The 21,427-nt window shown below is 42.7% G+C and carries 21 protein-coding genes and 1 pseudogene; 12 read left to right on the top strand and 10 right to left on the bottom strand.

The genetic code is table 11. The features are described from left to right. The first annotated feature begins 37 nt into the window (after positions 1-37). A complete protein-coding gene (locus FLAVO9R_RS17055) occupies positions 38-1,186 on the top strand; it encodes a hypothetical protein (protein ID WP_159533286.1) in 1,149 nt (382 codons plus the stop codon). Between the two features lie 181 nt (positions 1,187-1,367). On the opposite strand, the gene msrA is transcribed toward FLAVO9R_RS17055, so the two are convergent. Continuing rightward, on the bottom strand, positions 1,368-1,913 hold the full coding sequence (msrA, locus tag FLAVO9R_RS17050) for a peptide-methionine (S)-S-oxide reductase MsrA (protein ID WP_159533284.1): 546 nt from the start codon (positions 1,911-1,913) through the stop codon (positions 1,368-1,370). 168 nt (positions 1,914-2,081) lie between these two features. Between msrA and FLAVO9R_RS17045 the strand changes: the two are divergent. The 3 genes and pseudogenes from FLAVO9R_RS17045 to FLAVO9R_RS17035 form a co-directional block, all read left to right on the top strand. Continuing rightward, a pseudogene (locus tag FLAVO9R_RS17045) lies at positions 2,082-2,474 on the top strand (thiol-disulfide oxidoreductase DCC family protein); the annotation flags it as partial. 85 nt (positions 2,475-2,559) lie between these two features. Continuing rightward, positions 2,560-3,369, top strand: coding sequence for an SDR family NAD(P)-dependent oxidoreductase (locus FLAVO9R_RS17040; protein WP_159533280.1), 810 nt, complete (start codon positions 2,560-2,562; stop codon positions 3,367-3,369). A 207-nt stretch (positions 3,370-3,576) separates the two neighbouring features. Beyond that, positions 3,577-4,998 (top strand): sodium-dependent transporter, encoded by a 1,422-nt coding sequence (locus tag FLAVO9R_RS17035; RefSeq protein WP_159533278.1) that lies wholly within the window; start codon positions 3,577-3,579, stop codon positions 4,996-4,998. Positions 4,999-5,154: 156 nt separating this feature from the next. On the opposite strand, the gene FLAVO9R_RS17030 is transcribed toward FLAVO9R_RS17035, so the two are convergent. Continuing rightward, complete coding sequence (locus FLAVO9R_RS17030) at positions 5,155-5,985, bottom strand: NAD-dependent epimerase/dehydratase family protein (RefSeq protein ID WP_159533276.1); 831 nt, start codon at positions 5,983-5,985, stop codon at positions 5,155-5,157. Between the two features lie 293 nt (positions 5,986-6,278). Continuing rightward, positions 6,279-7,079, bottom strand: a complete 801-nt coding sequence (locus FLAVO9R_RS17025; RefSeq protein ID WP_159533274.1) for a DUF2884 family protein — start codon at positions 7,077-7,079, stop codon at positions 6,279-6,281. A 362-nt stretch (positions 7,080-7,441) separates the two neighbouring features. Between FLAVO9R_RS17025 and FLAVO9R_RS17020 the strand changes: the two genes are divergently transcribed. After that, complete coding sequence (locus FLAVO9R_RS17020; protein WP_013782633.1) at positions 7,442-7,633, top strand: hypothetical protein; 192 nt, start codon at positions 7,442-7,444, stop codon at positions 7,631-7,633. Positions 7,634-7,711: 78 nt separating this feature from the next. Here FLAVO9R_RS17020 and FLAVO9R_RS17015 read toward each other — a convergent pair whose 3' ends face one another. From FLAVO9R_RS17015 to FLAVO9R_RS17005, 3 genes are read right to left on the bottom strand one after another with little or no spacing between them, the layout of a single operon-like run. Next, positions 7,712-8,998, bottom strand: a complete 1,287-nt coding sequence (locus FLAVO9R_RS17015) for a mechanosensitive ion channel family protein (RefSeq protein ID WP_159533272.1) — start codon at positions 8,996-8,998, stop codon at positions 7,712-7,714. A gap of 2 nt (positions 8,999-9,000) precedes the next feature. Continuing rightward, a complete protein-coding gene (locus tag FLAVO9R_RS17010; protein WP_159533270.1) occupies positions 9,001-9,894 on the bottom strand; it encodes an acyltransferase in 894 nt (297 codons plus the stop codon). Beyond that, the gene (locus FLAVO9R_RS17005; RefSeq protein ID WP_159533268.1) at positions 9,891-10,805 is read right to left on the bottom strand and encodes an acyltransferase; all 915 of its coding nucleotides are present in this window, start codon (positions 10,803-10,805) and stop codon (positions 9,891-9,893) included. The genes FLAVO9R_RS17010 and FLAVO9R_RS17005 overlap by 4 nt, the downstream gene beginning before the upstream one ends. A 124-nt stretch (positions 10,806-10,929) precedes the next feature. Between FLAVO9R_RS17005 and fghA the strand changes: the two genes are divergently transcribed. Beyond that, positions 10,930-11,772 carry an S-formylglutathione hydrolase gene (gene fghA, locus FLAVO9R_RS17000; RefSeq protein ID WP_159533266.1) on the top strand — a complete coding sequence of 281 codons (843 nt, stop codon included), beginning with the start codon at positions 10,930-10,932 and terminating at the stop codon, positions 11,770-11,772. 55 nt (positions 11,773-11,827) lie between these two features. Here fghA and FLAVO9R_RS16995 read toward each other — a convergent pair whose 3' ends face one another. The 4 genes from FLAVO9R_RS16995 to FLAVO9R_RS16980 are packed head-to-tail and all read right to left on the bottom strand — an operon-like array spanning position 11,828 to position 16,737. Then, on the bottom strand, positions 11,828-13,933 hold the full coding sequence (locus FLAVO9R_RS16995) for a sensor domain-containing protein (protein ID WP_159533264.1): 2,106 nt from the start codon (positions 13,931-13,933) through the stop codon (positions 11,828-11,830). A gap of 9 nt (positions 13,934-13,942) precedes the next feature. Further along, entirely contained in the window at positions 13,943-14,428 is a 486-nt protein-coding gene (locus FLAVO9R_RS16990; protein ID WP_159533262.1) for a Rab family GTPase, read from the bottom strand. Continuing rightward, positions 14,425-16,194 carry an OmpA family protein gene (locus FLAVO9R_RS16985; protein ID WP_159533260.1) on the bottom strand — a complete coding sequence of 590 codons (1,770 nt, stop codon included), beginning with the start codon at positions 16,192-16,194 and terminating at the stop codon, positions 14,425-14,427. The genes FLAVO9R_RS16990 and FLAVO9R_RS16985 overlap by 4 nt, the downstream gene beginning before the upstream one ends. Positions 16,195-16,200: 6 nt before the next feature. Continuing rightward, positions 16,201-16,737: a hypothetical protein gene (locus FLAVO9R_RS16980; RefSeq protein ID WP_159533258.1), complete on the bottom strand. Its 537-nt coding sequence runs from the start codon at positions 16,735-16,737 to the stop codon at positions 16,201-16,203. Between the two features lie 329 nt (positions 16,738-17,066). On the opposite strand from FLAVO9R_RS16980, the gene dusA reads away from it, so the two are divergent. The 6 genes from dusA to FLAVO9R_RS16950 all read left to right on the top strand — a co-directional run bounded on the left by dusA (position 17,067) and on the right by FLAVO9R_RS16950 (position 21,426). Then, the gene (gene dusA / locus FLAVO9R_RS16975; RefSeq protein WP_159533256.1) at positions 17,067-18,110 is read left to right on the top strand and encodes a tRNA dihydrouridine(20/20a) synthase DusA; all 1,044 of its coding nucleotides are present in this window, start codon (positions 17,067-17,069) and stop codon (positions 18,108-18,110) included. Between the two features lie 228 nt (positions 18,111-18,338). Beyond that, entirely contained in the window at positions 18,339-18,620 is a 282-nt protein-coding gene (locus FLAVO9R_RS16970) for a hypothetical protein (protein WP_159533254.1), read from the top strand. A gap of 350 nt (positions 18,621-18,970) precedes the next feature. Then, positions 18,971-19,642, top strand: a complete 672-nt coding sequence (pspA, locus tag FLAVO9R_RS16965) for a phage shock protein PspA (protein ID WP_159533252.1) — start codon at positions 18,971-18,973, stop codon at positions 19,640-19,642. A gap of 89 nt (positions 19,643-19,731) precedes the next feature. Next, on the top strand, positions 19,732-19,932 hold the full coding sequence (locus tag FLAVO9R_RS16960; protein ID WP_013782645.1) for a PspC domain-containing protein: 201 nt from the start codon (positions 19,732-19,734) through the stop codon (positions 19,930-19,932). Then, the gene (locus tag FLAVO9R_RS16955) at positions 19,932-20,276 is read left to right on the top strand and encodes a hypothetical protein (RefSeq protein ID WP_159533250.1); all 345 of its coding nucleotides are present in this window, start codon (positions 19,932-19,934) and stop codon (positions 20,274-20,276) included. The genes FLAVO9R_RS16960 and FLAVO9R_RS16955 overlap by 1 nt, the downstream gene beginning before the upstream one ends. Positions 20,277-20,433: 157 nt before the next feature. Then, positions 20,434-21,426: a DUF2333 family protein gene (locus tag FLAVO9R_RS16950; protein ID WP_159533248.1), complete on the top strand. Its 993-nt coding sequence runs from the start codon at positions 20,434-20,436 to the stop codon at positions 21,424-21,426. Position 21,427 lies beyond the last annotated feature (1 nt).

Raw genomic sequence — 21,427 nt, 5'->3', positions numbered from 1 at the left:
TTATAGGGGCATCTTAACGTTGAAGGAAATGAAAGATATGTTGAATAATTGGCCGGTTGCCGCGTGTATTGTTGTCGCGTTAAGTAGTGTTATGGCAGGCTGTAGCGAGAGCAAAGATGCCGCATTTAACGAAGAAGTACCTAGTGCCACAACAAGTTCGGTTTTAACCTCTGTTGGGCGCTGGATATCCACCGACACCAGCGAGGTAATGCAAGACCCTCAAACCTCGGGGCTAATTGAAATTAATGGTCAATTAGTCACCATAGCAGATGGTAGTGCCGCCTTTGAGCAGCAAAGAAAACTGCACTTTCTTGATAAAGAAACGGCAACACTGACCACATCAAGTAATGCATTTAAACTAGCCACACGCGTGCGCAGAAGTTGTTTTAGTGACTATTTAACCAATGCACCAGATTTAGAAGCGCTTGCTAGCGATCCTCATAACCCGAATGTGATTTATACCGTAACCGAAGATGCTACCCGCACAGGAACGCTTTCTACCCGTTGCGAAAAGAAATATCAAGATACGGGCTCGACCGATTATCCCACCTTATTGGTTCGATTAGCGCGAGATGAAGACAATACTGTGACAATGACCCATGTTCGCCCTTTGCAGTTTCCTACCAAATTTGAAGTGGGTAACTTTCCTAACGACGGTATTGAGGGCATGGCCATGGCAAAAGATGGCACCTTGTACTTAGGTCTTGAGAAAGACAAAGCGGGGCAGCCGCGTATTTTCTCGTTAAACATGACAGATGACTTTTGGAAAAGTGCTGATTTCGCTGTGGTAGATGAACCTGATTTGTCGGTGCCTACGTTTGATGCGGGTAGTCACCCTATCAATGGTTTAGCACTTTATAATGCCGCTGATAGCGGTAATAGTTACTTATTAGCCGCTGCCCGAAATGACAACGAGGTTTGGGTAATTGATGTTGCTGGTAAGGCTGAAACTAAACGTATCTCCATGCAGTTTAACGTGAATGCAGATAACGACTGTGGCGAATATGTAATGGATAACGCCTCAATTGAAGGACTCGTTGTGGTAGAAGATACCTTGTGGCTAATTAACGACCCGTGGAAAGTGAACTACTTGAAGAACATCAAATGTGAGGCAGAAACTGCGCGTTATGAGGCTATGGCACCCTTGTTGTTCTCAGTGCCTCTAGATAGAGCCTGGTTTCAGTAGCACTAACCTGCAATCGCGCTAAGTTTAATTAGCTTTGTTTTTAGAAAGCATTGAGCTTCAAAAGTACTGATCTTCAAACTTATTGGCTATCGATAGAAATAAAAAATGCGGTTGCAGATTTTACGCTGCAACCGCACCTTTTGTCAGGCTGTTCAAACCAAGCGATACTTAATAAGGCTACTTATGCTTCTGGGCGTATACGGGATGCAAATGTCTTTTTAAACTTTGCTAGTTTAGGTGCTACTACCATTGAACAGTATTGGTTCTGCGGATTATTTTTAAAGTAATCTTGATGGTAGCCTTCAGCCTGATGGTAGTTATTAATCGGCACTACTTCGGTGACAACCGGATCAGGCCAAATCTCTTCCGTGGTGATTTCTTCTATAATGGCCTTGGCTGCGTCTTTTTGCGCATCGTCATGATAGAAAACCGCACTACGGTATTGCGTGCCCACATCGTTACCTTGACGGTTCAATTGCGTAGGATCGTGCAGTGCAAAGAAAATTTCTAATATCTCTCGATAACTGATGTTATCTGCATCATAGGTAACTTGAACCACTTCAGCGTGACCAGTACCGCCACCACAAACCGATTCATAAGTTGGTAAGGCATCTTCGCCACCTGCATACCCAGATACCGCTTTTTCAACACCTTCAACAGTATTAAATGCTGATTCAATACACCAAAAACACCCGCCTGCTAGGGTGGTTACTTGTAAATTTGCCATTGCGTTACCTCAGAAAAAACGTATGACATCAGTGTGGGTGTGAGCGCGGTTAAACTCAAGTCATCCAAGTGCATTTTTTTAGCGTATAAAAGCATAATAAATAAAAAGCCCAGAACATAGAAAGCACAGAACACACAGAAAGCTACGGCTAAGTCAGAGGTGACTACATTGATAATTTTTTACGATGGCTACTGCCCGTTGTGCAAAACAGAAATGCGCCATTTACAAAAACGGGATAAGCAAGGTGCATTAACCCTTGTTGATATTCAAACTCCAGAGTTTGCTGCTAAATACCCTGAATTAGATTGGCATGCACTCAACGCCAGAATTCACGGGGTATTACCCGATGGTACACTGATTACTGGGCTAGATGTAACCCACCAGGCGTGGAAAGCTGTGGGTGTAGGTTGGCTATACACCCCCCTGCGCTGGCCAGGTATTCGTATTATTGCCGATTGGTGTTACCTTAAATTCGCTAAACACCGCTATACCATTTCGTATTTATTGACCGGTAAAAAGCGTACTTGTGACCGATGTGTACCAGGTGATATGCAACAAAAATTACCCAGCACGGCGAATACTAGAAGCTCCGCTGGGGCGGAACATATTACGAATACCGAAAGCACAAAAGGCAAAGGTGGCGACAGTGGCAGATAACCCCAAAACTGAGCAAAATACTGCTGAGCAGAGCGCTAATACGGTCACTCTTGTGATAGGGGCGTCAGGAGGGATCGGTAAGGCACTGGTTCATCTATTGGCAAGCGCTGAGGCCCATGAAGGTGATAATCCCAATAAGGTAATCGCGCTTAGCCGCACTGGTTATAGAGACGCCACTTGGCCTGATAATGTAACGGCATTTAGCTTGCCGGAACACAATGAACGCAATATAGAGGCGTTTGTTAAAGACTTAAAAGCCAAAGGTCTGCGCGTGAAGTTAGCGATTGTCGCCACAGGTGTGCTCAATAACGAAACGTTGGGGCTCCGCCCGGAAAAGCGGCTGGAAGATATCAGTGAAGAAGCGCTAGCAACCTACTTTGCAATCAATAGTACGATGCCCGCTTTATGGATGAAGTACTTGGTGACTGTGATGGTGAAAGAGAGCCCGTCTATTGTATGCATAAGCGCGCGGGTGGGCAGTATTTCAGATAATAAACTGGGGGGCTGGTATGGATATCGAGCTTCAAAAGCCGCGCTTAATATGTTGGTAAAAACAGCCTCGGTAGAGTATACACGGCGACTAAAAGATCCACTTTTAATCTGTTACCACCCAGGCACTGTCGATACTGGTTTATCAGCGCCATTTCAGAAAAACGTAAAAGCAAATAAGCTATTCACACCGGAATTTACCGCTAAACAACTGCTTACCCATTTGTCGACACTGAGCGCTTCTCGGCATTCAAATCGCGACGAAAGCTGCCACTTCATTGACTGGGACGGTAAGGTGGTAACTTGGTGATACGCCAATTGCCGCTTTCTGTAAGCCCAATATCAAGACTTTTTATTACACTGCTGTTACCATGCATTTTAGGGAATGGTGCAGTGTTTTGACTCGCTTAAAAAAGGCGAGCAATACGACGTAGTCGACGCCATTAGCACGATGAAATAATCATAAGTTATCGCCATCCCAGAAAACATAAAAATAAACTCAACAAGAGGAAGGGATATGAGCGGGGCCAGAGAACAGTTCGGATCGCGCATAGGTTTTATTCTAGCAGCGGCAGGATCGGCAGTAGGTATTGGTAACCTAGTGGGTTTTCCTGTTGGCGCAGCAAAAAATGGCGGTGGTGCATTTTTATTGATGTATGCCATTTTTGTATTCGCTATTTGCTTACCTGTGATGTTAGCGGAAATGTCAGTGGGGCGTCATGCCAAAAAGGATCCATTAGGCGCATACAGCGCAATCAGTGGCAATTCAGCAAAGTGGAAAATCGCCGGTTGGTTAGCCATTGCTACGCCATTTATGATTGCCGTGTTCTACATGGTGATAACGGTGTGGATTTTCGGTTATCTTTTTGAAACCGTCAGCGGTAATTTAGACACCTTAGCTAACCCAGATACCTTTGGGTTATTTATTAATTCATCGTCTATTTTCGCTTATATGGCCGTGGTTGTTGGTGTGGTCTATCTCATTCTGCAAGGCGGTGTTAAAGAGGGGATTGAAAAAGCAGCTAAGCTGCTGATGCCAGCCCTTTTTGTTATGTTAATTGGCTTAGTGTTGTTCGTACTCACCCGCGAGAATGCTATGGCAGGGGTGAAGTTTTATATCATTCCTGACTTCTCAAAGCTGACAGCAAGTGTGGTGAATGGTGCGCTCGCACAAGCGTTTTTCTCCCTCTCGTTAGGTATGGGGATTTTGATTACCTACGGCAGTTATATCGACAAGAGAGCGGATGTGCCTACGTCGGCAAAGTTAGTGGCAATAACAGATACCGCAGTGGCCTTCACAGCAGGCTTAATGATTCTACCTGCGATATTCTCTTTCAACCCTGATATTAATCCTGATGAACTTAGTGAGTCATCGGTGAGTATGATTTTCACCTATTTACCTAATATATTTTTAGCGCTGCAAAGCTCTATTGGGTATGTGGGGGCGTCTATCGTGGCAAGCCTGTTCTTCTTATTAGTGTTCTTTGCTGCCATCACGTCTTTAGTGTCTATTTTTGAAGTGCCAGTAGCGGCGCTAATGGACGAGAAAGGGGTAAGCAGGAAGTGGGCGTTAGCGTCACTTGGTAGCGTGATGCTTGTACTAGCGGTACTGTGTACTTTGTCATTTGGTAAAGTTGATGCACTTACGCAGTTCGCCAGCTACGCGGGTGTAGATAAGTCGCTGTTCGACGTTATTATTGACGTATTTTACGAGACTATTTTGCCATTAAACGGCTTCTTGATTTGTATCTTTGTTATTTATCGTTGGAAAAGTGCAAACTTCAACGCATCCCTTGAAGAGGGGAGTTCAGGCTATCGCGGTGGATGGTTTGAAAAGTATGTCGATGTATCGCTTAAAACGTTTATCCCTGCCATCTTGTTAGTTATTTTCATCAATACCGTGGCGGTTAAATACTTCGGCGTTAGCCTGTTTGGCTAGTCGCTTACTAAACTTGTTGTAATAGAGATACCAACGATAAGGCGCTCAAATGTGAGCGCCTTATCTATTTGTAATTCTGTACTTTATTTATAAGCCTGCTCTTTTTATAAAACTGCACTTTTTATAAATGAATGTCCTTCACAACATCCTATTTAACTAAATCATGTCATCAGGGTTGGCATAGTCAGGAAGTATTCCCAGTAAATTCCAACTCGCTTTTGCATCAATCGCCTTACCCGTAGGGGCCAACTCTGACTCACTAAAGGTGGGAGCCGGTATGCCTTTTTTCAGTGCCGCTTGGGTATAGTAATCGCCTCTTTTCGGGTGTTGTAAACTACATAAATGATATAAATCGGTGCTGTCACCCTTGCTAGTTTCGGCCAAAATCAGTGCCTTTAACGCGGCAATAACATCATGAACATGTACTAAGTTAATTCGTTTATTGCCCGCATTCAGGCTTCTTCCGCTTAAGGAATTTACAGGGTGGCGATCTGGGCCTGTTAACCCAGCAAGGCGTACTATTTTAGCGTCTACCTTGGCATTCGTTTTTAATTTTAACACGTGCTGCTCTATGGCAACATGCGCTTTTGCCGATGCGGTTTCAGGCTGGGTGCTGGCGTGTTCATTCAACACATCACTTCTATTATCGCCGTATACCGAGGTGGTACTCATGAAAATAATACGAGCTACTCTGGCCGCCACTGCATTATCAATAAGAGCAAGCATGTTATTGGTGAAGTCATCTAACTGGGTATTACGACGGCCAGGTGGAATGTTTAGCACAAGTGTTGCATCGTTAAGTTCTTTACATAGTGCGGTGGTGTCGTCACCCAAACTAAAAACCAAGCCTTTAATGTGCTTATCGCTTATTTTCAACGCTTTTTCTTTGCTTCGCGTGGTAGCAATAATTGCATGGGTAGCTGACATGGCTTCGCCTAGGTAGCCACCAAGCCAACCGTAACCGCAGATAACTAGCTTATTATTCATAACGTCTTCTAGATGAGAAAAAGAGGGTGAAAGTAAAAGTATCAAAAATACGCGGTAAGGCGCAAAACGGATTGGTTCTGTGTGGTAAATACCAGGTACACAAATGCTGGGTGTTAGGTGCATAGTTCTGAGGATAAGGTGCAAAGCGCTAACCGATGAGGGAGAAAAGCTATTAAAATCAATTTGGTTATAAAAAAACGCTAGCGGGAAAGCTAGCGTTGTAAGGTTATTAAATGTAAATTGAACGTGGTTTGAATGTAGTGGGGGCAGTCACTGCACGAATAAAAACACAATTACATTTTCATTTCGCCACTGCGCATATCAATTAAGTCTAAGCCACCTAACCCAGGAATGCTGGCTTGCATTTTGTTTTCGGCATAATTAGCTTCTTGCAACACTTCACATAGGGCATCGCCTTTTTCTTCAAGTGCTGCGGCCTGTGATTCAACACGGTGTTCAATAGTCTCACCAAAGCGTTCCATTTTTTCCTCGAAGGCTTCCATATCGCCGCCGTTCCATAGCATTTGGGTGCCCACAGCAATCAAAATACGGCCCATTGATTCAGTTATGAGCGACTCGAATTGCGCTTCAAATTCGTCTTCCCAGCTTTCGTCGAAAAAGCCTGGCTCGTCAAACTTAGCTGTATCCACTTTGATATTGCCGTTGTCGTCGTAAAAAGACGTTGCTAACTTTTCGTTAAGCGAAGTGAACATGGTATCGAAATCTTCAGTAAGCTCATTATCGCCGCCAAGCAGTTCACCGAATACTTCTGAAACGGCGACACTGGCAATTTCTAACCCTTCACTTGCGATGTTAAGAGTCATGGGAATAGCAGTATCGATACGGTCGTAATAGGTATTGACCCATTGTTGTTGTTCGTTGTTCAACGTCACACTCTCACCGTTAATCACCAAATGGTAAGTGTCATCAATCGACATGGTAGAACCGTTTTGCATGTCGACAGTAATTAGGCCCTGGTGGTATTGAAGATGGCCATCTAATTCGATGTCGCAGCTAGTCTCAAAAGCAAACGCTGGCACGCTAAGTAAAGATGAAGATACTAAGGCGAGTGGAAGTAATTGTTTAATTTTCATTTTCTGAAATCCTATTAACCATGATGCTGTCGCGAAGACCGTCTAGTGTTATGAACTCTGTGTTGTGGTCACGCTGTTTTATAGCCTAGTGATTGCACTAGTTGTTACACTAGTTATTGTTATTGCAACCTCAGTGCCATTTTAATAAATACATTTATTTCAATGTCTTAAGGTTTTATAGAAAGGATGTGATATTGACTATTTACGAAAAGTTAGCAATTAGCTTAACTATTTAGCATTTTTGACTAAGATCAAAGGGGTGAGGAAAAGAGCACATTACTTGCATTTAATGTTTTTTGAGGCATGTTCATCCAGATTGATTTCGTGCATAATAATGCCAGAAAAATTAAAGGGTTTAGAGAATGACTGATTGGATTAACGCAATTGTATTTGGTGTTGCGCTAATTGCCTTCACTCTGGGGCTTAGCAGCATCGTAATGGGTTTCATGACAGCTGAAACTGGCGCAAAAGGCATGCAAGAAAAAATCGAGTATGGTTTCTTTGGCGTGTCTGGGCTAGTGGTTTGCTTGCTAATGGGTTATGCGTTGGCTTAAGTAATGATAGACATAAAAAAACCGGCTTAAGCCGGTTTTTTTATGTCTATCGTTTACATTTTTTGGTCACTGCAAGAACTAGTCTTGTTCGCTCTGGCTTATTTCCATTGCACTGGATAAGTAACCTAAGTGGCCGTCACGCTGGTAAGCAACGAGGTCAAACAAAGATAACATGGCCATCACATGGTCAAATATATCCGCTTGAACCTTTTCGTATTTCACCCAGTCTTTCTCAATACTAAAACAATATAGCTCCAGTGGCAGGCCAATTTCGTTAGGTGGCAGTTGGCGCACCATCAAGGTCATTTCCTGGTTCACACTAGGGTGTTTACGCAAATAAGACTCAAGATAAGCTCTGAAGGTACCAATGTTGGTTAATTTGCGGCTATTTAATAAGTCAGATTCATCAATAGAATAGTCTCTGTGGTAAGCACGCAGTTCATTTGTTTTCTTCTCTATATACTCACTGATATAGCGAATTTTTGAGAAGCGTTCTAACATTTCGTTGTCACACAATTTAATAGAATGAACATCGATATACACCGAGCGCTTTATTCTTCGGCCACCAGATTCTTGCATGCCTCGCCAGTTCTTAACTGCCTCGGTAGTCAAATTATAGGTAGGCAGAGTTGAAATGGTTTTATCCCAGTTCTGCACTTTTACGTTGGTTAAACCTATTTCTTTAATTTCACCATCTACTTCGTATTTTTGCATGGTGATCCAATCACCGGTGTTAAACATGCGGTTAGCCGCAATTTGAATACCTGCCACAAAGCCCAATATGGTATCGCGGAAAATTAATAGCAGTACGGCGGCAATAGCCGTTAAGCCAGACACTAAGAGTAAGGGGCTTTTATCTACAATTAACGAGATGCTGAACAAAATGGTAAGAATGGCAAAGCCAAGCTTGGTGACTTGAATAAAGCCAGTAATAGGTGCACGTTTAGATAATGCAGAGGCGTTGTATACATCTTCCACCGTACTCAAAATGGCGTAAATACCCAACAGTCCACTGTAAAGCATATACAACAACGCGCTTTTTATTAATAAGCCGTACAGCACAGAGGCTTCTTCAATAAGTACTGGAGTGGCAAGAAATATAAAAAGAGCAGGGAATAAATGCATAAGACGGCGGAAGAAGCCATGTTCTTGTAATGCGTTATCCCAAATGTTGGTGGTCTTCGATACCCATCTCGCTATTTCAGGGCGAACAATCAACCTTGCAAATATATAAATGACAATCGCTATCGTCAATATGGTGCCCAATGCTAGCGCATTATATAGCGGGTCGTGCATAGTCAGTGATGGAAAGAAATCCTTCACTAAATGCATGAAGCTATCACGTACAGTCGAACTTACTTCCACAATTACGACTCCAAAAGACGTTTGATACGGCTATCTTTATTTTTCCACATGGCATTTAACCAATCTTGGAAAGTGGTGCGAAACTCAGGTTCACTCATTGAAGAGTGTTGCTGAAGTGCTGGCACAGGCATCACATTAACATCGATTATGATTTTGGTCATTGTGCCACTTAGCATAGCCATCATTGGGTGGCGCTTATTTTCTGGATATAGCAAAGAAATATCGAGCACATTAGTAAACAACTCACCCATTGCAGCCAGTGTAAAGGAAACGCCTCCCGCTTTAGGTGGAAGCAAGGTTTCATAAGGGCTTTGCTTCTGATGGTGTTTTTGTGTGGTAAATCGTGTGCCTTCAACAAAGTTGATGACAGTGGTGGGCACCGTACGAAATTTTTCACAAGATGCTCTTGTTGTTTCCAAATCTTTGCCTTTTTTCTCTGGGTACTTTTCTAAATAGGCCTTAGTGTATCTGTGCATAAAAGGCATATCTAAGGCCCAAGCACCTAATCCTACAAAAGGAAGCCAAATTAATTCCTTTTTGAGAAAGAACTTTGGCGCAGGTATACGATGAGTCGCAAATTCAATAAGTAGCACAATATCAAGGTAACTAAGATGGTTGGCGATAATCAAATACCATCTATCTTTCGACAATTCACCATGAACCGCACACTCAATGTTTACATTGTTAAAGAGGCGAATAAGCAATACGCTTACCCGTCCAAAACTAAACAAGCAAGCGTGCATGACGCTATTCCACGCTTCGGTAACTTTACCTGAAGGGAGTATCAGTTTAATGACGCCGAACAAGATGATCAGCCCTCCCCATAGCGCAAGGTTGGCTACTTGAAGCGCCGTGTGGACAACGAAAGTTACAGGAGAAAACAAGGTACGGATCATAGTGGCTTCTGAGTTGCGTTAATCGATTCTAATTGGTCGTTTTTATCTTGCCAGCGGCTATTTAACCAACGCTGAAATTGGCTTCTTACTTGTGGATCGTCAAAGTAATTATCATTAAAGTAGCCATTTTCGGTAATATCCGTGATGGGGGTTACTTTTATACTGACGCGAATATCACGTACCTTCCCGCTGACGAAATCCCAAAATGAGGGAACGCCGCCAGGGTAATCAATCGTTACGTCAATGAGCTTGTGCAACTGAGAGCCCATCGCTGAAAGCACAAACGCTACGCCGCCCGCTTTAGGTTTCAGCAGGTGGCTAAACGGTGAGTTCTGTCGGTCGTGTTTTTCTTGGGTAAAGCGTGTTCCTTCCACAAAGTTCATAATACTTACCGGCTTGGTACGAAACTTTTCGCATGCTTTGCGAGTAGTTTCCATGTCTTTGCCTTTCAGGTGTGGGTTCTTCGCCAAGAAAGATTTTGAGTATCGACGCATAAAGGGAAAATCGAGAGCCCACCAGGCGAGGCCTAAGATAGGGACGTAAATAAGTTCCTTTTTAAGGAAGAACTTTAAAAATGGGATTTTTCGGTTGAATACACGTTGTAAAACTAAGATATCGACCCAAGATTGATGGTTGGCAATCACTAAATACCAGTCTTTGCGGGTAAGTTGATCAAGGCCGGTAACATCCCATTTTGTTCTACTACTCACTCGTTGATTAAGATTATTAATCGTAATCCATGCGGTTGCGCACGCGTCCAAGATATACGATATAAATCGTCTCCAAGGCGCAAGCGGAATAAGTTTGAAAAAAGACAAAATAATGATGGGCGTTGCCCATAAAACTGTATTTAAAAAATAAAAAATTACTGAAATGGTGCCAACCAGATGATGCATTAGGCTTCTTATCATCGTACTTACCTCAAAAATTAGGCACTTAGTGTAAACGAACTTGATTTAAAATCCGATAGACCCTTTACTGTTTGCTACAGCAAAGTGGTTATTTTTCTAAATTTATTAGTGCACAGGAGTCATTATGGAGCTTATTAGTGAAAATCGTGCATTTGGCGGTAGGCATTTACGCTACAGTCACGATGCAAAGAGCACCAATTGCAGTATGACATTTGCAATTTATTTACCACCGTTTGCCTCCGCTGAAAAACCAGTGCCGGTTTTATACTGGCTGTCTGGGCTTACTTGTAACGACCAAAACTTTATGCAAAAAGCAGGGGCGATGAAACTAGCAGCAGAGCTAGGAATGGCGATTGTTGCGCCAGATACCAGCCCTCGCGGTGATGGTGTTCCTGATGACGAAAATGGCGCTTATGATTTTGGGCTAGGTGCTGGTTTTTATGTGGATGCAACACAAGCGCCATGGAATGAGCATTATCAAATGTATAGCTACGTCACCGATGAATTGCCTAGTGTTGTTGAGCAACACTTCCCTGTGACAAAAGAGCGCGCAATTAGCGGTCACTCAATGGGCGGCCATGGCGCGCTAATCGCTGGTTTACGTAATCCAAATCGCTATGTATCTGTTTCTGCGTTTAGCCCAGTGGCGAACCCTTCTGATTGCCCATGGGGCCAAAAGGCATTGGGTCAGTATTTAGGTGATGAGAAATCAGCCTGGGATGAATACGATGCTGCAAAGATTATTGCTAGTAAGAACCACGCAATTCCATTATTGGTTGAGCAGGGTAATAGCGATGAATTTCTGTCAGAGCAATTAAAACCACTGGCACTTGTGCAAGCGGCTCAGCAAACAGATACACAATTAACGCTGAACATGCATGAAGGTTACGATCACAGTTACTTTTTTATAGCGTCGTTTATTGATGAGCACCTAGAGTTTCATGCTGGGCATCTAGGCCTTATTTAAGCGACAGTGCCCCATTTTACATGCGTTAGTTAGTTGCCTGATAACGTGCAGCTTTCTAACGCAGCTTTTCTACGAAGTCGCCAATCGACATGGGTCTGTCAAAGTAATAACCTTGGGCATAAGTACACGCGTTATTCACCAAAAACGCCTGTTGATCTTGCGTCTCAACCCCCTCCGCGATAATGCTAATATTTAAATTTTTAGCCAAACCCAGAATAGCTTGAATAATAGCCTGGTCGTCGGTATTCGCTTCTAAATCGCTCACAAAAGAACGGTCTATTTTGAGTTCATCAATAGGCAGCTTTTTAAGGTAAACCAAAGAGCTGAAGCCAGTTCCAAAGTCATCAATTGAGATGGTAATGCCCATGGCTCTAAGTTCGTTCAGCAACACGGAGACAGTGTCTAAACTGTCGATGAACACACTCTCGGTGAGTTCTATCGATAAATGCCTTGGGTCGATGGCTCGGCGCTTTAAGGATGATTGTATTTGATGAAGCAGCACAAGATCGGTAACTTGTCGGCCAGAGATATTAATCGCCAAACGAATATCTAAATTAGCCTCTGTAAGCTTATCGATAGCATTACAGGCTTCTTCTACTAACCATTCACCAAATGGGAATATCAGCTCTGTACGTTCTGCAATTGGAATAAAAACATCTGGTGGAATGTAGCTTCCGTCTTCTGTCTTCCACCGCGCTAATGCTTCGCACTTAACAATTTTACCGGTTTCTAAATCAACGATAGGTTGTAAGAAAAGCGCTAATTGCTTGTTTTCAATGGCGGTGCGAAGTTTACTCTCTAACTCAGACATACTCTGATGTTGGCGATGCAACATTTCGCTGTATTCAAGAATAACGTTTTTACCTTGAAACTTCGCAATTTGGAGCGCGATATCTGCATGACGCAGTAGTACATTCGCTTGATCTCCATGTTCGGGATAACTCGCGATGCCAATGTTAATGCCAAGATTGGATTCGGCACCATGAAGTGAAGTATAGGTATTAACCAGCTTCTTCTTCATAGCTTGCGCATAGTCTAATGGGTTAACGCCACTGAAGGTATCGGTGCGTTTTACAATAGCAAATTCGTTACTCCCTATTCTGGCAATAAACCCGCTGTTGCCAACAAATCCTTGTAATCTTGATGCAAAAGACTTGAGTATCTCATCACCTGAATGATAGCCAAGCTTTTCGTTAATTTTCTTAAACTCTCGTATATCTATAATAAACAGAGCAAATTTAACGTCCTCTTGAACCAACTTCTGAACATAGCTATTGAAAAAATTGCGGTTTGCAATTTTGGTTAAAGAGTCCATTCCTGTGGCAGATAGTACGCTTTCTTCTTTATTTCGAATGTGACTGATATCGGTAAGAAGATATACCCAGTGGGTGAGTTCATTATCATGAATAACCGGGTGAATGGTCACTTGTAACCATATTTCATAATTATCGGTAGGCTTCCAATAAAGCTCCCCTTGCCATGCTGAACGTTTTTCAATGAGTGTTGGGAGGAAGGTGTCTGGAACGCTGACATCTTCAAGTAAGTGTTCAAGCCTATTGGCACTATCATTTGATCGGCTACAGGAAAGCAGCTGCCTAGCAGATTTATTGTCTAACACCGTTTCACGGTCTTTATTTAAAATAACTACCCCAGTTTCTAGGTGGTGGATAGCTTGTTTTATCGGGGGGACTAGCTTTTCATAATTTTTGTTTTTAAGTAGTGTTTTATCTAGACGCTGGCGGATGTATTCGTGCTGACCTACTATTTCGTGATGGCTTAAAAGTAGCTCTCGTGCGGCTTGTAGGGTTTTTTGTTTTTCTTCGTATTGGCTTTCGACATTCTTTATAACTAAGAAATGCTCACCTTCGCCGCTATTAATCGCGAGTGCTTCTAAATGGAGGGACTCGTTCTCGTCTTCTTCAGTCCAAAAACCTGAAGATAGGGTAAATACGCTGTCATTTTGCCAAATATCATTGGCATCCGTCATAAAGTCGTCTAGAAAAATGGAGGAAAAGGTATCTGGATTAACCTTGTTATCTTCATCGAGGGTGGCGATCTTATGTAGCCACGAAACATCAGGCGTTAGGCATTGAAGGCTCGTTGTGCTTTTAAAGATAGCGCAGTCTGTAATTCCTAGCGCATTAAGAAGGTGTATATCCATACGTTGCTCCTACCAAAACGCAATTGTACTGAAGAGATTTTCGACATTCTCGCCGGTCTTTGCACTGGTTTTAGTTAGTGATGTAAACTTCTTTGCATAGGAATCAAGTTCTTCTTCACTCCAGTGCCAGCTTGAAGGGAGGTCGGTTTTATTGACCACGAAGAAAGCAGGAATATCAGGATAATGTTCTCTAGCCATTTCTAGGATTTCTATACCTTCTAATAACGACTGCGAGCGGGTTTGATCGACCACGATGATATAGGCACTTGCGCCACGTAAATAGCGTGGATTGAAACCGCAGTATCTATCGATACCTTCAAGATCCCAAAGCAGCAACTGGACCCCTCGGCCATCTTTGTTAACTTGTTTTTTATCGATTTTCACACCGATTGTCGTTTTATATTTTTCAGAGAAAATACTTTCGACAAATTGTTTAACAAGGCTCGTTTTCCCAACACCGGTAGGACCTAAGATACATACCTTTTTTTGAATCACTGTGTATTTACCTCTGATGTCTTTGGGTCAGATAGCAAAACATTTAAAAATACAGTTCGTCCCATTGAACCCTCACTTAAAGATAACTGGCCAAGCCCTATTGGAAAAAGAATGCTAGGGTCAACCTTCATGGGTAGCAGCGCTTCTTTCACGTTGTTAGCTCTTAATTTGCTTAAAGCAAGATTGCGTGAAGGGCTACCCGAATTATCACTTGCGCCCAAAATAAAGACAGCAACTGACAGATTAAGCTGCTTCGCAAGTAGCTGCAACTGATACAACTCTTGGCCTAAGCGCTCTAATACTTCCAATTGCTCAGAATCAAGGTTCTCTTGCGCAATTGCAAACGGTAAATGCGTAGAAGAAATTCTCGCCACAAGGTCGTTGATTACCGCGTTATCAAGTTCTTCAGTATTGGCACGCACCTCATCAACAATATCGATGCCAGAAAGATTAGGTTTCAATTGAGAAATACCGGGTATTGCACGAAGTTCACGTGTGAATGCACGTAATGCATCAATTGTCATTGAGCCGCTCAGAAATAATGCATCATTTTCATCATAAATGGCTGTCAGTCCGTTAATGGTTACGACTAAGGATGATACTTTGTCGATAACTACATTTTTTTGTAGCGACACAAACGGCGCTTCGTGAATAATCACTTTGCTAGTGTTAATTTCTTGGCTTTCTAACCATGAGAGAGATGATTGCATATGAGGATCGCGCAGTAAGCGGACTTGCACCTTTCCATCTTTTACGGCCGTGTCAGTAAGCACAACGCCAGCTGGGGGAGATAAATCTCTTATCGTGCTTTGCAGTATCGACAAATCTATTCGTAAAAATGCAAGATAAGCTAAAAGCAGCAGTACGATGCCGATAACACCACCACCGATGAGTCTTTTTTTCTTACCTTTCGCTTCCTCTTTTTTCGCGCTAATTAAACAGTCATTCAGCAACGTTTCGCAACCCGCAAAAGGTGTGCTGTCGCCCTGATACTCCTGCAATGGCACCTGGTAGAACTGGTGGAATTCTTCTAATGCTTGCTGTAGTCGGCTTCTAATATCCGGTGGAACACTACCGACGACCGCGGCAACTAAAATGGCCTGTGGACCTATTTTTATAAGCAGTGTGAAGTCGCCAGTTTTAATTTCACCTAATTCGTTTTCGGTCTCATACTCTTGCGACTGAAATGCATCAGCAACAAAATCATTGATAGCAACCAGCATGGATGAAATAAGATCTGCGTCTTTGCTGCGTTCAGGATCAGAGGAAATGGTATGTAGCAGCGTACCGGTTTCTCGGTGAATGACAAAAAGCTGCTGAACTTGGTATTGATAGACTTGAGAAGCAACGTAATCAGAATACCTAACACCAGATTGCCACGCTTTAAAACGCCACGAAACGCTTTTAGGGCTAAGGCTGTTTTCGATAAGTGCGTTGGTTCTTTCTACAAAATCGACTAAAAATGACGATACCGCTTTGCGAACTAAGGTGCCGACAAGAGGGTATAGTGTCCCTACGATTTTATCGCTGTTTGCTTCAATTGAGCGATGCAGTGATTTTTCAACCAGCGGCACCAGCACTTTATTCACCGAGCCGTCTTTATTTTCTCTTTCATGTAATGCTTCAGAAACAATACCGCCTACCACTTCTTTGGCATCGCGTTTTACGATTTCTTGTATATATTTGTCGTCCCGGCCAAGTATTAACGCTCTGATTTGATCTAGAGAATTATCTTTTGACTCAGGAGAAAGCCCGTTGTCTTCCATTAATGGCTACTGGTCAGTCGCTAAGTTCGAAGCCATAGTGGAAAGCAAGTTCGCCAGCGTTTTTCTATCAGTTTTCGTTTCTGATAGTTCACTTGTCACCTGCTGCAGACGCGCGAGTAGCTCTTGATGACGTTTACTAAATACACTTTCTAAAGCATCTAGTTCTTTCACTACATGTGCTTCTAGGGCATCGTTATCGTTTTTGGCAGAGGTTTCGGCTATTTCAAGTTCTGATTGTAATTTATCTGTAGTGGCTTGAAGTTGATTCTGTACATTGCTGTTTGAGCTATTCGCCCCTTCAAGTCGATGTGATAAATCTTGAACTTGGTTATCGATGAGCTTTCTAATGTCGTTGAACTGAACTTCTAACTGGTTATTTAAGGTCGCAAAGTTGTCATTTATGCGAGATTCTAAGCTGGCTAAATCTGCCTTGAATGCTCGATTAGTTTGACCAAAAAGTATCTCTCTCAACTGAGTAAGCTCATCACCCGCTTGTGTAACGTCGGCTTTGGCTTCCACGTTTTTAGATGGTTTATTTGCCATGCAAAAAATCTCCCTTAGGCATAAACATAACTGCGTTCACATCAAACCTCTGAAATGGGCGTATCAGATAAGCCCATTAAATTGAAAAATAGGATGTTTTTTATTCTTTTTCCTACCATAACGCGTAAAGGCGAGATTGGAAATAACACATTAGTTCTAAATGTGTTTTTTACTTTCGCGCCAACGCACGCCGCTAATATGACCGATGAGCTTTAACCTTTACCGTTACAGTAGTAAAATAATGTCATTCAGCGAAGTGTTTATAGACTTAAGTATTAGTCTTTAAAACAAGGAAACGCTACTTATCTATATAATATTGAGGTGACTTTTTGTCTTTCGCTCCGCTAAATCGTAAATTCTCTATCGCGCCAATGCTGGATTGGACCGATCGCCATTGCCGTTATTTTCTTCGGTTGCTGTCAAAGCATTCTTTGCTTTATACCGAAATGGTAACTACGGGGGCGATTATTTATGGCAAAGGCGACTACCTTGGATTTAACCAAGAAGAACACCCTGTAGCGCTGCAGCTTGGTGGCAGCAACCCAGAGCATATGGCTAAATGTGCGGTACTTGCGCAGGATCGGGGTTACGACGAAGTTAACATCAATGTGGGCTGTCCTTCTGATAGGGTGAAAAACGGCAGCTTTGGTGCTTGCTTAATGGCTCAGCCAGAAGTGGTGGCTGAGAACGTTAAGGCCATGCAAGCGGTTGTAGATATTCCTGTTACGGTGAAATGCCGGATTGGTATCGACGACATGGATGAGTATGAAGACTTCGCCCGTTTTGTTGACATCGTCGCCAACGCTGGTTGCGATACCTTTATTGTTCACGCGCGCAAAGCTTGGCTACAAGGGCTAAGCCCAAAAGAGAACAGAGATATTCCACCGCTGAATTACCCTAGAGTGCATATGCTAAAAGAGGCTCATCCTGGGCTTTCTATTAGTATTAATGGCGGTGTTAAAACGTTAGCCGATACTCAAGAACAGTTGAAATACGTTGATGGCGTGATGATGGGCAGAGAGGTTTATGCCAACCCCTACATTCTGTCTAGTGTTGATGCCGAGATTTTTGGCGACAATTCGGTGCAGCCTATTAGCCGTCGTGATGTAGTACTTAACATGCAGCAATACATAGAGCTATGTATTGCGCGGCAAGACGATCCTTACTTTAAGCCCTGGCATGTGGCTAGACATATGCTCGGTTTGTATCAAGGACAAGCTGGTGGGCGAATTTGGCGTCGTTATTTAAGCCAAAATGGTACCGGAAAGTCTCCGGATCCTCATTTATTAATGAATGCGCTTGAAGCTGTTGAGTCAGCACAGCAAGAAATCAATGACTACAATGCGCAAAAGGCGGCGAATAATATTTCCTAAATGAGTGGTCAGGCACCGAGTGGTCAAATACACTAATCTACTTAATGAATTTGACTAAACCTTGGTGTTGTACGAAATTTGGTCGAAATGTCGCGGACGTGGTACGTTCTAATATCTCAATTAAATTCAATTATTTACCTATAATTTTTCTAGATGGCACGAGTTTAGCTATCTATTAATCAAAGCAATAGCGAAGTGCTGTTGCAGTGATTACCATCAAGGGAAATTATGAAAACTTCACTTTTAGCAGCATCAATCGTTTCTATCACTTTATTTAGCGCTGGCGCCAATGCGCAAGAATCAATCCTTCAGTCAATATTGACGAATATGGTTGATCACGCCGTGAGTATCACGACCAATGAAGTAAAAGCAAATGTGTATCAAACGGTGGCGAATACGGCTTACCACTTTGAATTAGAAGGTGAAGCTACAACAGGTAAAGTACAGGTTACCGATATCGCAGCGGCATCAACTGCCGATATTGAAGAAGCGAACCCCCGTGCTGAGTAAGCCATCACCGGTTTTACCCTATTTATGAAAAGCGACCTAATAAGGTCGTTTTTTTTGCCTTAAATTTAGAACGTAGCGCTGATTTTATAAGTGGTTAAATTGACGAAATGTAAGTGGTTAAATTTACTAAATAGTTAGTTTATATGGATGGTGCGATGCATTAGTAAATTATAAATTTACGATTTATTTATATAAAACAGCTGCTTACTTATTTGGCACGCCAATTGTAATGAATATAGTAAGCAAAGAGATGTAAGCGACAAGATTGGCGTCAGCATAGTTAATCGCCAACCGTAGTATGGCTACTGCCTAGTCTACGTTATTAATCACACTGAAACGGAGCAATAACAATGGGTATGTTTTCAAGAATAAACGACATCGTGCAAGCAAACTTAAATGCCATGTTAGATAAGGCTGAAGATCCAGAAAAAATCATCCGTCTTATTATCCAAGAAATGGAAGAGACCTTGGTTGAAGTACGCACTGATGCAGCACGTTACTTAGCCGACCAGAAAACCTTAGCTCGGCATATGGCGTCAGCAGAAAAGGATATCAATGGTTGGCAGGACAAAGCACAGCTTGCCATGAATAACGACAAAGAAGGGTTGGCTAAAGCCGCTTTGGTAGAAAAGCAGAAGTATGTTGCCAAGCTCAACCAGTTAGAGCAGCAGCAGGTACAGCTAGCTGAAATTATCGAGAAGATTCAAGTTGATACAGGGCGTTTAAATAGCAAGCTAAGTGAAGCAAAGCAAAAGCAAAAATCGCTTGTTAGCCGCAAACAAACGTTAGAAACGCGCCTTAAAGTAAAAAGTGTAGATAACAGTAATAAAATTGATGATGCCATGATGCGTTTTGAGCATTACGAACAGCGCATCGACTCATTAGAAGCGCAGGTTGATGCGTATGACCTTACGAAAGACAGCAGCAATGCTACCTCGTTGGCCGCTGAGTTCGACGCCCTAGAAGCAGATGAAACGATAGAGAATGAACTCGCAGCTCTGAAGAAGCAGAAGGTCGCATAAATATCGAGTAGAGCGTGGCGTAGGTTATTACCTGCGCACTCTCACCGTACAACCCTAAGCAAATCTGAAATGAATTTGAGGAAATGAAAATGAAAATGCCATCACAAAAACGTATTTATAGAGATTTAGACAGCGCGGTTATTTCAGGTGTTTGCGCGGGTGTTGCACGACACTTAGAGGTAGATCCCATTTGGGTTCGCGTAGGTGCAGCAACGGCGCTTATCTTTATGCCAGCTATCGCCGTGGTTTCTTATTTCGCAGCAGTCATGCTATTACCAAGGGCAGTGTAATGAAAAATTTTCTTATCGCCATTGTGTTAGCTGTGATTCTGGTCAATTGTTTAGGCAGTGTCATTGACGATTGGTTTGGTATGCATATCGTAATGTCAGATGAATTACTTAGCCCTTGGGAAAACCTTGCTGCGCTATCTGTCATAGGGGTTCTATTAGCAGTAGTGGGTTTTGTCGTAGCAGTCAGTGTTCTTGGCACGCTATTGTTGGCTGTAGGCGCGGTGTTCTTGGCGTTACTTGCTGCAGGCATTGGCGCGTTTTGGCCAATCGTCGTTCTTGCTATACTTATCTATGCATTTAAGGACAAATCCAAGCGCGATCAACACCTAAATCGTCCTGTATGATGATTATAAGTTTATTTAAGTTGTGTTATTAGGCCGTTAAATGGTGATATAACTGCAACCGTCATAAAGGTTTAGTAATTCTCGCGTATTTATAATTAGTTATACATTGCCGGTTAAGTCCGGCTTTGTGTCATTTGAAAGGAAGGTTGGCATTGATATGAGAAAATCAATTAGCACAAAACGAGTAGCCCTTGTCATTGCAGTGTTGTTTCTGATTTTTTGGTTAATAGGTTTGTATTGGAGCATGGCACCAGACGCCTATGACGTTAAAAAGCGGGTGGCACAGCAAGCACAAAATATTAATCCAGAAGACGTGGCTGGCTATACGCTTACTGCAACCATGATTGATGTCTCTGAAACCTTGCTAGATAAACCTGGCGGTTACCTGTCGAACGATGTGATGCCGCCGGGTGTTTTCTTAGACAATATGCCTTCTTTTGAATTTGGCGCGCTGGAAATGATTCGTGACCTTGCGCTTTCTATGCGTAAAGACTTTAGCCGTTCGCAATCTCAATCGTTAGAAAACCCTTATCTCACTAAAGCGCATCCTAAATTTAACATGGATCATAAAAGTTGGATGTTTCCGTCGTCTGAGTCTAGTTACCGAGACGGCATAGAACTTCTAAAGCTTTATCGCGATCAGCTTGCGAACCCGCAAAATTCCGACAGTCAATTTTATACCCGTGCTGATAATTTACGTGAGTGGCTTAAGCAAGTTGAAAAGCGTTTAGGCAGCTACTCTCAGCGTTTAAGTGCCAGTGTTGGTTCTGCAAGAATTAATACAGATTTAGCGGGCGATTCTAAAGCGAAGCGGTCTACATCGGTAGCGCAGCAGCGCACGGTTAAAACCAGTTGGTTCAAGCTAGACAATAATTTTCATGAAGCGCGCGGCGCGACATGGGCGCTACTACACTTTCTTAAAGCGGTAGAAGTTGAATTTTACGATGTATTAGAAGATAAAAACGCGTTGGTTAGCTTACAGCAGATAATTCGTGAGCTTGAAGCAACTCAGCAGTCTGTGTTCAGTCCTGTTATTCTAAATGGCAGTGGCTTTGGTATGCTGGCTAACCATTCTTTAGTGATGGCGAACTATATTTCTCGCGCTAACGCTGCTTTAATTGAACTTTCAGAACTTCTCAGTCAAGGATAAC

The sequence above is a fragment of the Alteromonas sp. 38 genome (assembly GCF_902506055.1).
In the GTDB taxonomy this organism is placed as follows: domain Bacteria; phylum Pseudomonadota; class Gammaproteobacteria; order Enterobacterales; family Alteromonadaceae; genus Alteromonas; species Alteromonas lipotrueae.
This window is presented reverse-complemented; position numbering and strand designations above follow the sequence as displayed.